The sequence below is a fragment of the Shigella sp. FC1967 genome (genome assembly GCF_001743005.1).
Taxonomy (GTDB): Bacteria; Pseudomonadota; Gammaproteobacteria; order Enterobacterales; family Enterobacteriaceae; genus Proteus.
Genome location: NZ_MIIZ01001298.1, coordinates 1 through 13,181 on the forward strand (window position 1 = coordinate 1; position 13,181 = coordinate 13,181).

Consider the following 13,181-nt stretch of genomic DNA (forward strand, 5'->3'; position numbering starts at 1 on the left):
CGGAAATCAAACTCTCCAGGTAAAATATATCTTGCTGATTTATTCTTTCCGCAAACTTGAGCTGTATTTGGAAATAGATGAAGAGCATCACGATAGTGATGAGGCTAAAAAAGCAGATGCAATTAGACGGCTTGATATTATTGAAACTACTGGTTTTATCGAAAATCGGATCCCTGCTAGTAACGTTACTCTAGAACAGTTAAATGCTAGTATAGACGAATTTGTTAATTTGCTTATAGACACTAAAGAAAAGCTAAAGGCGCAAAAGAATTTTCTACCTTGGGACTATAACGCACAATATACAGCTGAGCGCCACATAAATGCTGGTTTTATGGAAGTTGGGCCTCATGCTATTTTTCGCTACCATCGTGATGCTTTAGAGTGCTTTGGCTATATTAATAAAGGGCATCACCAGTCTGGTAGTTGGAAGTTACCCGAAAATATTGTAAAAGCGATTGGTTTATCTGGTCGTACAATGGTGTGGTTTCCTCGTCTTTATAAAGCTGGTGTTTGGGATAATGAGCTTTCTCGTGATGGTGAATGGATCACAGAGAAAAGTCTTGAAGTCAATAACAACTATATCGAAGATTGGGATTATCGTATTGTTATGGCTCATTCTCGAGATGAACTTAACCGAGTGTTATATCGGTTTCTAGGGGTTTTTCAGATAGATAAGAATCAATCCGTAGAAGGAGTAAATATTTTTAAACGAATTAATACTAAAGTAAAAGTCTTTAATTCATATAATTAAATATTTCTTTAATATAAAATATGCCCCTAGCTTTTTACTAGGGGCATGAGTGCCGAGTTGCTCACAAGGCTTCTTATTATACGGTTATTTAGCGTCTTTTTTCGCTAACGCTTTCATTGCTTTTTCAACGCCAGCGCCATATTCAGGGTGAACTTTCTTAAATAGGGCAATTTGACGTTTTTTGTGTATCTTTACTTGCCTGCACTAACTCACCTGCTATACGCGCAAACATACGTTGATGCTCTTCATCACTCAGTAATTCATACAGCGCACGTGGTTGACTGAAATAATCTTCATCCTCACGATGATTCCAATGATCTGCCGCACCTTCAATTGATAATGGTGGTTCTTTAAAATTAGGCTGTTCTTGGAACATTCCGCCATTATTTGGCTCGTAAGTAATGCCACTACCACTATTGCCATCAACACGCATTGCACCATCACGGTGATAATTATGGAATGGGCATTGTGGTGCATTGACGGGGATTTGATGGTGATTAACACCTAAACGATAGCGGTGAGCATCACCATAAGAGAATAGGCGACCTTGTAACATTTTATCTGGCGAGAAGCCAATGCCTGGAACAATGTTAGCAGGGCTAAATGCCGCTTGCTCTACATCAGAGAAGTAGTTTTCAGGATTACGATTTAACTCGAAATAGCCTACATCGATTAAAGGATAATCCGCATGAGGCCAAACTTTAGTTAAATCAAAAGGATTATAAGGGACTTTTGACGCTTCTTTTTCTGGCATCACTTGGATCTGTAAATTCCAACGAGGGAAATCACCACGTTCAATAGCATCAAATAAATCACGTTGCGAGCTTTCTCTATCTTTACCGACTAGCGCTTCAGCTTCATCATCCATCAGATTTTTAATGCCTTGCTGGCAACGGAAGTGGAATTTAACCCAAAAGCGCTCATTATCTTTGTTAATAAAGCTATAAGTATGGCTACCAAAACCATGAATAAAACGATAACTTTGTGGTAAACCGCGGTCGCTCATATCAATAGTTAATTGGTGCAATGCTTCTGGTAAATGTGAGAAGAAATCCCATTTGTATGCCATATTGCGTAGGTTAGTTTTAGGATCACGTTTTACAATGTGGTTTAAGTCAGGGAATTTCAGAGCATCACGAAGGTAGAAAACAGGAGTGTTGTTACCCACCATATCCCAGTTACCTTCTTCAGTATAAAATTTTAACGCAAAGCCACGAATATCACGCTCGGCGTCTGCTGCACCTCTTTCACCAGCAACTGTCGAAAAACGCGCAAACATTTCTGTTTTTTTACCCACTTTAGAGAAAATTTTAGCGCGAGTATATTTTGTAATATCGTGAGTGACTTTAAATGTACCAAAAGCACCAGAGCCTTTCGCGTGCATACGTCTTTCTGGAATAACTTCACGATCAAAGTGAGCCAGCTTTTCTAGAAACCAGACATCTTGAAGTAACATTGGACCACGAGGGCCTGCTGTCATCGAGTTATTATTGTCTACAACCGGTGCGCCTGACGCCGTTGTGAGCTTTTTCTTTTCCATCACATATCTCCAGTTTATGAAATAGTTAACGTTCTAAAAAATAGCATGCGTGAATAAAACTAAGCGAACAGCCTTATATTTATTATGGTTTATATTGACCGTAATTCCACTTTAGCAATATTAAACTCATTAATAAAACCAATTAGACCAATAATATTAATAGACGTAACTTATTTACATAGATTGAAAATTCTACAGGTTATCTTTCAATTTTCACTCAATTTGTTTAATAAATTTGCTGTATAATTATAAGTTTGGATAATTATTTTCTGGAGTAATAACAATGAAAAAATATTTATTGGTCGGCGCAATAAGTGCACTGTTTGTGGCTGGAAATGCCAATGCAGTATCAATGAATATTCAAGCAGGGAAACATTATACTGATGTTCGCGCTGGTTTAGGTGATCCTACAGCGGGTCTTTCTTTTAACGGAAACTGGGCACGTAGTGATCATGATGGTCAGACAGGTAGCCTCGGTGCAAAATTCGCATTGCCATTAGGGCCTTTCTCAGCGAGTGTTGGAGGTAAAGCACTCTACTTATCACCAAAAAATGGTGATGATGGTGCCGCTTTAGCGGGTGGTGTGGGTCTTAACTGGAATGTTCTGCCTTCTTTAAGTGTGTATGGAGAAGCTTATGCATCTCCAGAAGGGTTAACCTCTGGCAGTAAATCTTATTATGAAGCCGATGTGGGGGCTCAATTAATGGTATTTAAACCACTGCATGTTAATGCGGGTTATCGTGTGATTGAAATCGAAAACTCACATAATAGAAGCAACAATAAATTAGCGGATGGTTTCTATGTGGGAGCGGGTTTAAGTTTCTGATCCCAGCGCTATCTTTGAATCAAAAAAGCAGGTGTTCACAATGAACTGCACCTGCTTTTTTATTGCCTATAAGAAAGCGGATATAAAAATGTTAGCCTACTTGAGGTAATAAACCAAAAGTAATCGCGATTTGAATACCAATTACAACGAGTCCACAAATAAACACAATACCTAATGCACCTTTCCCACCTTTAACTTTGTATTTATCTGTCCCGTGTTTTTCTTGTCTGACTTTCCATACTAATAAAGCCGGTAGAAGCAACGCTAAGATTGACAGCGCAATAGCAGCATAGGCTAGAGCTTGCACAAAGTTAGGGAAGTAAAGCGCACACAGTAAAGGCGGTACAAACGTTAATAGACTTGATTGCATGCGCCCAGTTGCGCGATTACTGCGTTTGAATAGGTCAGCGAGATAATCAAATAAGCCTAATGCAACACCAAGGAATGAAGTCGCTAAAGCTAATGCGGCAAATAGGTTAACTGCAATATTTACGCGAGGTGTCGCAACAACATCACGAATAGCTGTCAGTAAGCCATTTAATCCAGATTGTTGCGCCATAATTCCCATAAAAGTATTTGTTGGGATAGCGCCTAACGTGGCAATTTGCCATAAAATATAAGCAACAAGTGGGATCGCACTACCAATAATAAAGATAATACGTAGCTTTTTAATATCCCCATTCATGTAACTGACAATACTTGGCACACTCCCATGAAAACCAAATGAGGTAAAAATAACAGGAATAGCAGAAAGAATAAGCCCATACGCCACAGGCATTGAGGTTAAGTTTACTGATTCAACGTGAGGTAACATCACAATCAGCATAAATATGAGGAAGAAAACTTTCGCGGTAAATAATAGACGGTTAATCATATCAACCGATGTTGTCCCAATTCCTACCACAGCGCCACCAATCACTGTAAAGATAATAATACCTTGTGTGACAGAAAGCTCATGACCAATCCAAGATGAGAGGGTGGAGGAAAGGAGTTCACCTGCACCACTAATATAAGCTGTTGTTAGCGCATACATTAATAGCAATAGTGCGAGTCCAGTGATAACTTGACCGCCTATACCGAGATAGCGTTTTGCGATAGAGCCAAGACCAGTATGGGGATCGTTGTATTGATAAACTTCCACCAACAATAATGCGGTATAGCTCATCAATAACCATAAGCCAATAAGTAATAGCATCATTGTGCTAAAACCAATACCCACCGCAGCAAGTGGCATTGCCAACATACCTGCCCCAATTGTTGTTCCTGCAACAATAAAAACACTGCCTATAGTGCGATTCTTCACAAGATCCTCTGTTCACGAGACTATTTTATTTACTTGAAAAGCAGAGTATAAGAATGGTAAATTTCTGTCAAATTTTAATTACGTACAGTGTAATCATTAGTTTACAAAAAATGTTTTATGAATAAAAAAAACGCCAATCATAAATATGAATTGGCGCTTAAAGAGGAAGGTTTATAAGAGACTTAATCGTCAAGCTCTACCATTCGTCTTATTTGATCTCGATTAATTTGTTTAAGCTGTCCTGTTTCTGCATCTTTGTAGGTAATTAATCCAGTTGCTTCATCTTCTTGGGGTTTATCTGTTGTTAAAATTGTTTCCCCATTTACTGTTTCTATTTTTTGCGGACTTTGAACAGCCTGCAACGAGCAGAATTGAGGTAGAAATAGCAATGACTGAGAAAATAGACTTTAATTTCATAATGCTTTTCCTTTTTTTATCGTGTTAACTTAACCTTAGTCAAAGTTGAACAAGAGTGTTAGAAAAAAGCTCAAATTAAGATGATTCAAATTATTCAGAGTGAATTTCTATTTCAATATCACTGATAGGGTGACAGCTACAAGGTAAGATTTCATCAGGCTGAATAAAGGCTAAAGGCTCATTGTGATAACAAACTTTGCCTTTCACTAAACGTAGACGACAAGAGCCGCAGTAGCCTTCGCGACATTGGTATTCGATTTGGACTTTCCCGTGTTCTAATGCATCAAGCAAAGAAGGATGGGTGTCAGTATGGAATTCTAGTGGTTTTGAAGGACCCTGCTGATGCAGGGTCACTTTATGAGATGCCATAACGTATCGCTATTATTTCTCAGTATTACAGTTCAAAGTTACTTAAGTCATCAGTATCAACTTGTGAATCGATTTGACCCACGAGGTAAGAACTGACTTCCACTTCTTGAGGCGCAACTTGAACGTTGTCAGACACTAACCATGCATTGATCCATGGAATAGGGTTAGAGCGCGCTTTAAATGGTAATTTAAGACCCACAGCTTGCATGCGAATATTTGTAATATATTCAACATATTGGCAAAGGATATCTTTATTTAAACCAATCATTGAGCCTTCAGAGAATAGGTATTCAGCCCACTCTTTTTCTTGCTCAGCGGCTTCAACAAACAGGTCATAACACTCTTGCTCACATTCAGCTGCAATTTCTGCCATTTCAGGATCATCTTGACCTGAACGCAATAAATTCAGCATATGCTGTGTACCTGTTAAGTGTAGCGCTTCATCACGCGCTATGAGTCTAATGATTTTCGCGTTACCTTCCATCAGTTCACGTTCTGCAAAGGCAAATGAACAGGCAAAACTAACGTAGAAACGGATCGCTTCTAGTGCGTTGACGCTCATTAAGCACAGATAAAGCTGTTTCTTTAATTTGCGTAATGTGACATGAACTGTTTTACCTTTAACCTGATGTTCACCTTCACCATACATGTGATAAAGATTGGTCAGCTTGATTAATTCATCATAATAAGAAGAAATATCACGCGCACGTTTTAAAATTTCTTCATTTTCAACGATGTCATCAAATACAACGGACGGATCGTTAACAATATTACGAATAATATGTGTATAAGAACGTGAGTGAATGGTTTCAGAGAATGACCATGTTTCAACCCATGTCTCTAACTCTGGAATTGAGATTAAAGGTAAGAAAGCCACGTTAGGGCTTCTTCCTTGAATTGAATCCAACAGTGTTTGATATTTTAAATTACTAATAAAAATATGTTTTTCATGATCAGGCAACGCATTATAGTCAATACGATCACGAGAAACGTCCACTTCTTCTGGACGCCAGAAGAAGGAGAGTTGTTTTTCAATTAGCTTTTCAAAAATAGGGTATTTTTGCTGATCATAACGCGCTACGTTAACAGATTGCCCAAAAAACATGGGCTCCTGAAGTTGATCATTTTTAACTTGTGAAAAAGTAGTATAAGACATAGCTTCCTCAATTAAATTTTACACGCGCCGCCTTCACAATCTGAATCTTCTGTCTCAACGACTTCCAGATCACCCTGTACATCGTCTGCACCATCACGGGTATTGTGGTAATAAAGTGTTTTTACACCATATTTGTAAGCGAGCAGCAAATCTTTCAGCAGTTGGTTCATTGGAACCTTACCGCTAGGGAAACGAGTAGGATCGTAGTTAGTGTTTGCTGAAATTGCTTGGTCAACGAATTTCTGCATGATACCCACTAACTGCAAGTAACCTTCAATACTTGGCATTTGCCACAGTAATTCATAAGCGCCTTTTAAACGCTCATACTCAGGAACCACTTGACGTAAAATACCGTCTTTAGAGGCTTTAATACTGATATAACCACGAGGTGGTTCGATACCATTTGTTGCATTCGAAATCTGTGAAGATGTTTCTGATGGCATCAGCGCAGACAGTGTTGAATTACGTAAACCGTGCGCTTTAATGTCTTTGCGTAAACCTTCCCAATCGTAATGCAGCGGTTCTTTTGTCAGTACATCCAATGATTTTTTATAGGTATCAATAGGTAAAATACCTTCAGCGTAAGTGGTTTCATTAAACCATGGACATGCGCCTTGTTCTTTCGCTAATTCATTAGATGCTTTTAATAAATAGTATTGAATGGCTTCAAATGCACGATGGGTTAAGTTATTTGCGCTACCATCGGAGTAGCGAACACCGTGCTTCGCTAAATAATAAGCAAAGTTAATGACACCAATACCTAAGGTACGACGACCCATTGCACCTTGTTTGGCTGCTAAGATTGGATAATCTTGGTAATCTAATAACGCATCTAATGAACGAACAGCTAAACGAGCAAGTTCTTCTAATTCATCAAGATTTTCAATTGCACCTAAGTTAAATGCAGATAATGTACACAGTGCAATTTCACCATTAGGATCTTTAATATCATTTAATGGTTTAGTAGGCAGTGCGATTTCTAAGCATAAGTTTGATTGGCGAATTGGTGCAATTGCCGGATCAAATGGGCTATGTGTATTACAATGGTCAACGTTCTGAATATAGATACGACCAGTTGAGGCACGTTCTTGCATCATTAATGAGAATAATTCAACCGCTTTAACTTGTTTTTGGCGGATGCTCTTATCTTTCTCATATTGCACATATAAACGTTCAAATTCATCTTGATCAGCAAAGAATGCATCATATAAACCAGGGACATCAGAAGGACTGAATAAAGTAATATTCTGGTCTTTGATTAAACGTTCATACATTAATTTGTTTAATTGAACGCCGTAATCTAAATGACGAACACGGTTATCATCAACACCACGGTTATTTTTCAGTACCAGCAGGCTTTCAACTTCTAAATGCCATAATGGATAGAACAAGGTTGCCGCACCACCACGAACACCACCTTGCGAGCAAGATTTTACCGCAGTTTGGAAGTGTTTATAGAATGGGATACAACCCGTATGGAATGCTTCACCATTACGAATAGCACTACCTAATGCACGAATACGACCTGCATTAATCCCAATACCTGCACGCTGAGAAACATATTTCACAATCGCACTTGATGTCGCATTGATAGAATCAAGGCTGTCGTCGCACTCAATTAAAACACAAGAGCTAAATTGACGAGTTGGTGTTCTTACACCCGCCATGATTGGCGTCGGTAATGAGATTTTAAAGGTTGAAATCGCATTATAGAAACGTTCGATATAGTCCATACGTGTTGCTTGTGGATAACGAGAGAACAAGCAAGCTGCAACTAAAACATATAAGAACTGTGCGCTTTCGTAAATTTCGCCTGTAATACGGTTTTGAACGAAGTATTTACCTTCTAATTGTTTAACCGCGGCGTAGGAGAAATTCATATCACGTTGATGAACAATAAAGCTATTCATCTGTTCGAACTCTTCCTGTGTGTAATCTTCAAGAAGATGGCGATCGTATTTGCCTAAATCGACTAATTTTTTAACGTGCTCATACAGTGTCGGTGGCTCAAATTGACCATACGCTTTTTTACGTAAATTAAATACGGCAAGACGGGCAGCGAGATACTGATAATCAGGCGTTTCACCAGAGATTAAGTCTGCAGCCGCTTTTACCAGCGTTTCATGGATATCAGCAGTTTTGATACCATCATAAAACTGAATCTGAGAACGTAATTCAACTTGAGATACAGAGACATTTTCTAGACCTTCTGCGGCCCAGGTAATAACACGGTGAATTTTGTCTAAGTCAATGCGTTCTTTATGACCATCACGTTTTGTAACGAGTAGGCTGTGATTCATGAGCGATGCACCTTTCTTGCATTAGTGCTACCTGAAATTTTATACCGCAAAAAAACGCTCCCGATGACAATCTGTGCCAAGGAGTCTTGTGGTGTGAAATTTAAGGAAACACAATATATAGGGGTTGGTTCAAATGGTGATAACAAGATAAAGGTAATTGAGAGATTGATCAAGTGTACAAATCTGATTGTTTCTGTGGATAAATAGGGGATAAATTTTTTAATAACTGCCTGTACCCTGCATAAATACAGGCAGTAAGAAACACAAATTCAAGTGACATCGATGTAAAGTCAATTTTTAAAAAAATGTGATCGTTTGATGTTTTATTAAACCAAATCAAACTTTCAATTTCACAAATTCGAGTTATGTGTCGATTGTGTGTGCACCATATAATTCACATCAACATTTGGCGCTAATCGGAATTTATCAGTGATAGGGTTATAATGTAAACCAATCATATTTTTGCTACGTAAATCGGTTTCATCGACCCAACTCAGTAATTCTGATGGACGAATAAACTTATTAGCATCATGTGTGCCCTTAGGTACCATATTCAGAATATACTCTGCACCGACGACCAGCATTAGCCACGCTTTTTTATTACGATTGATGGTTGAAAAGAAAACATGTCCACCTGGTTTTACCAGTTTGGCGCAGGCTCTTACAACAGAAGATGGGTCAGGAACGTGTTCTAACATCTCCATGCAAGTAACAACGTCGTAAGTTTGTGGGTTTTCATTTGCGTGGTTTTCAACGGTATCTTGAATGTAAGTGACAGGAATACCTGATTCGAGTGAGTGCAAACGTGCAACTTGTAATGGCTCTGTACCCATATCAAGCCCCGTTACTTCAGCCCCAACGCATGCCATACTTTCAGACAAAATACCGCCACCACAACCAACATCGAGGACTTTTTTTCCAAATAGGCCGTCAGCGCGTTCTTGAATATAGTTGAGTCTTAGTGGGTTGATGCGGTGCAATGGCTTAAATTCACCATCAAGATCCCACCACCGTGATGCGACGCTTTCAAACTTGTCGATTTCATGCTGATCCACGTTAGCATGTAAAGAGGTTGTTTTATCATTCATCAGAAAGTATTACTCCTATTTTTATATTGTCATGATTCTACCAACGTTAGACGCCGAAATCGAAGAGAATAGAGAAACGATCATTAATTTAGTTGTTTCCTTTTTCCAAAAATTGGCGATTTGTGGTATAGTTCTAAACCTTTGAATCCGTAGTATGAGGGACAGTGGCTCCATGAGCGACATTGCCAGAGAAATCACACCAGTTAATATCGAAGAAGAGCTGAAAAGCTCATATTTGGATTATGCGATGTCTGTTATTGTAGGACGCGCATTACCCGATGTTCGAGACGGACTGAAGCCAGTACACCGCCGAGTGCTTTTCGCGATGAATGTACTAGGAAACGATTGGAATAAACCTTATAAAAAATCAGCCCGTGTTGTTGGGGATGTTATCGGTAAATATCACCCGCACGGTGACAGTGCTGTTTATGAAACGATTGTTCGTTTAGCACAGCCTTTTTCTATGCGTTACATGTTGGTTGACGGGCAGGGTAACTTCGGGTCAGTTGATGGTGACTCGGCGGCTGCGATGCGTTATACCGAAGTTCGTATGGCGAAAATCGCCCATGAACTGCTGGCGGATTTGGAAAAAGAAACGGTTGATTTTGTTCCTAACTATGATGGAACAGAACATATTCCGGCAGTAATGCCAACCCGTATTCCAAACTTGTTAGTCAATGGTTCTTCAGGGATTGCGGTAGGGATGGCAACAAATATTCCTCCACATAACCTAGGCGAAGTTATCGACGGTTGTCTTGCTTACGTTGATAATGAAGACATCACGATTGAAGAGTTGATGGAACATATTACGGGGCCTGATTTCCCGACGGCGGCTATTATTAATGGCCGCAGAGGAATTTTAGATGCTTACCGTACTGGTCGCGGAAAAATTTATATCCGTGCTCAGGCTGATATCGAAACTGATGAGAAAACAGGTCGCGAAACGATTATCGTGACAGAAATTCCTTATCAAGTGAATAAAGCTCGCTTAATTGAAAAAATTGCAGAGCTTGTTAAAGATAAGCGTATTGAAGGCATTAGCGGACTACGTGACGAATCTGATAAAGACGGCATGCGTATTGTCGTTGAAATCAAACGTGATGCTGTGGGTGAAGTGGTATTAAATCACTTATTCTCACAAACACAAATGCAGGTTTCTTTCGGTATTAATATGGTTGCTCTTCACCAAGGTCAGCCAAAACTATTAAATTTAAAAGAAATTATCTCTGCCTTTATTCGTCACCGTCGTGAAGTTGTTACTCGTCGTACGATTTATGAATTACGTAAAGCGCGTGACCGTGCCCATATCTTAGAAGCATTAGCTGTTGCCTTGGCGAACATTGACCCTGTTATTGAAATGATCCGTCAAGCACCAAATCCAGCAGAAGCAAAAGCGGCATTAATTGCACAACCTTGGGATTTAGGTAGTGTTTCTACCATGTTAGAGCGTGCTGGCGACAGCAATGTTGCTCGTCCTGAATGGTTAGAGCAACAATATGGCGTGCATGACGGTAAGTACTATCTGACAGAGCAACAAGCTCAAGCTATTTTGGATCTGCGTTTGCAGAAACTGACAGGCCTTGAACATGAAAAACTGTTAGATGAATATCGTGAGCTATTACTCCAAATTGCTGAGTTATTACATATCCTAAGAAGCCCAGAGCGTCTGATGGAAGTCATTCGTGAAGAGCTAAATGCGATTAAAGATCAATATAACGATCCTCGTCGTACTGAGATCACTGAAAATACAGCGGATATTAATATCGAAGACTTGATCAATGAAGAAAATGTTGTAGTGACACTTTCTCATCAAGGTTACGTAAAATATCAACCACTTACTGATTACGAAGCACAGCGACGTGGCGGTAAAGGTAAATCAGCAGCGAGAATTAAAGAAGAAGACTTTATCGATCGTCTATTGGTGGCAAACACCCATGATACGATTTTATGCTTCTCAAGCCGTGGTCGTCTCTATTGGATGAAAGTTTACCAGCTACCAGAGGCAAGTCGTGGTGCGCGTGGTCGTCCAATTATCAACTTATTACCTCTTGAACAAAATGAACGTATTACCGCTATTTTGCCAGTAAGAGAGTATGAAGAAGATAAGTTTGTCTTTATGGCAACGGCAAGCGGAACCGTGAAGAAAACACCTCTGCAAGATTTCAGTCGTCCTCGTAGTGCAGGTATCATTGCCGTTAATTTAAATGAAGGCGATGAGTTAATTGGTGTTGATTTAACCGATAGCACTAACGAAGTGATGTTGTTCTCTGCCGAAGGTAAAGTGGTTCGCTTTGCAGAAGATTGTGTTCGCCCAATGGGGCGTACTGCGACCGGTGTTCGTGGTATGAAATTGAGTGATGACGATAAAGTGGTTTCACTCATCATTCCTCGTGGTGAAGGTGATATCTTAACCGTAACTGAAAATGGTTATGGTAAACGTACAGCTCAAAGCGAATACCCAACGAAAAATCGTGCAACACAAGGCGTTATCTCTATTAAAGTGAGTGAGCGTAACGGTAAAGTTGTTGGTGCAATTCAAGTTGAAGAAACTGACCAAATTATGATGATCACCAATGCAGGTACATTAGTTCGTACTCGTGTTTCTGAAGTCAGCATTGTTGGACGTAATACACAAGGTGTTACTTTAATTCGTACAGCGGAAGGTGAGTTGGTTGTTGGCTTGCAGCGTGTTGAAGATGAAGATGATGCATTAGACGACGATGAAGTTAATGAAGTGATTAACGATGAATCATCCGAAGCACCTGATTCAGATTCAGTAGATGATGCGGACGAAGAATAATATTTATTATTTTGGTGTATAAATAAAATAAAGCAGGCATAATTGCCTGCTTTTTTTATGTGGTAGGCACAATTTATCATCAGAAAAAATTATCCTGATGATAAAGATCATATCATTCAGACATGCAGTAACTTCTGCTAGAATAGAATAAGTTGCTTATGCGATAGGAATATTGATTAGGGTGGTTGTTTGAGATATCTCTCGTCCTTTAAAACATCGTTAAAAATTTCCCGCTACCTTTTTCGCATATTAGGTATTATGTTGTGGGCAATGGGCGCATTGTTAACCATGTTTTACCTTATCAATATCTTCAATGATACTAAATCCGATATTCGACAAGAGTATAGTAAATAACTATACTAATCTCCCTTGGTTTCTTTAGACAAACCTCTGGCACTATCCGTGATTTACAATACCTTGCAGAACGTCACCAAGAACAAATTAACTTAAACCCAAGTATGAAAAATTCATTATTTTATGAAGGGCCATTTTCACTTCATAAGCTTAATGAAACTGCTGATTGTGAACTATTTAAAGTTGGCGGAATGGTGTTATCTAAAATCCAGCTTCGGCGACTGACTCTACAATTACTATCTTCTTTAGGTAATGCTTTACCTGTCGGCCAACAAAT

The 13,181-nt window shown here is 39.2% G+C and carries 8 protein-coding genes and 2 pseudogenes; 3 read left to right on the plus strand and 7 right to left on the minus strand.

The genetic code is table 11. The features are described from left to right. A partial coding sequence (locus tag BHE89_RS21395) for an AbaSI family restriction endonuclease (protein WP_216081039.1) occupies positions 1-751 on the plus strand: 751 nt, incomplete at its 5' end. Between the two features lie 84 nt (positions 752-835). On the opposite strand, the pseudogene BHE89_RS21400 reads toward BHE89_RS21395, so the two are convergent. Then, positions 836-2,291, minus strand: a pseudogene (locus BHE89_RS21400) (catalase). Positions 2,292-2,574: 283 nt separating this feature from the next. Here BHE89_RS21400 and BHE89_RS21405 point away from each other — a divergent pair. Continuing rightward, positions 2,575-3,117 (plus strand): YfaZ family outer membrane protein, encoded by a 543-nt coding sequence (locus tag BHE89_RS21405; protein ID WP_069368004.1) that lies wholly within the window; start codon positions 2,575-2,577, stop codon positions 3,115-3,117. A gap of 91 nt (positions 3,118-3,208) precedes the next feature. On the opposite strand, the gene tyrP is transcribed toward BHE89_RS21405, so the two are convergent. The 6 genes and pseudogenes from tyrP to ubiG all read right to left on the minus strand — a co-directional run bounded on the left by tyrP (position 3,209) and on the right by ubiG (position 9,750). Continuing rightward, positions 3,209-4,420 (minus strand): tyrosine transporter TyrP, encoded by a 1,212-nt coding sequence (gene tyrP / locus BHE89_RS21410; protein WP_069368005.1) that lies wholly within the window; start codon positions 4,418-4,420, stop codon positions 3,209-3,211. Between the two features lie 182 nt (positions 4,421-4,602). After that, positions 4,603-4,837: pseudogene (locus tag BHE89_RS21415) on the minus strand (YgdI/YgdR family lipoprotein). A gap of 90 nt (positions 4,838-4,927) precedes the next feature. After that, entirely contained in the window at positions 4,928-5,206 is a 279-nt protein-coding gene (yfaE, locus tag BHE89_RS21420; protein ID WP_069368007.1) for a class I ribonucleotide reductase maintenance protein YfaE, read from the minus strand. Positions 5,207-5,231: 25 nt separating this feature from the next. After that, complete coding sequence (gene nrdB, locus BHE89_RS21425) at positions 5,232-6,362, minus strand: class Ia ribonucleoside-diphosphate reductase subunit beta (RefSeq protein WP_069368008.1); 1,131 nt, start codon at positions 6,360-6,362, stop codon at positions 5,232-5,234. An 11-nt stretch (positions 6,363-6,373) separates the two neighbouring features. Further along, a complete protein-coding gene (gene nrdA / locus BHE89_RS21430) occupies positions 6,374-8,662 on the minus strand; it encodes a class 1a ribonucleoside-diphosphate reductase subunit alpha (RefSeq protein WP_069368009.1) in 2,289 nt (762 codons plus the stop codon). 350 nt (positions 8,663-9,012) lie between these two features. Then, positions 9,013-9,750 carry a bifunctional 2-polyprenyl-6-hydroxyphenol methylase/3-demethylubiquinol 3-O-methyltransferase UbiG gene (ubiG, locus tag BHE89_RS21440; RefSeq protein WP_069368011.1) on the minus strand — a complete coding sequence of 246 codons (738 nt, stop codon included), beginning with the start codon at positions 9,748-9,750 and terminating at the stop codon, positions 9,013-9,015. A 172-nt stretch (positions 9,751-9,922) separates the two neighbouring features. On the opposite strand from ubiG, the gene gyrA reads away from it, so the two are divergent. Then, positions 9,923-12,550: a DNA topoisomerase (ATP-hydrolyzing) subunit A gene (gene gyrA / locus BHE89_RS21445; RefSeq protein ID WP_069368012.1), complete on the plus strand. Its 2,628-nt coding sequence runs from the start codon at positions 9,923-9,925 to the stop codon at positions 12,548-12,550. Positions 12,551-13,181 lie beyond the last annotated feature (631 nt).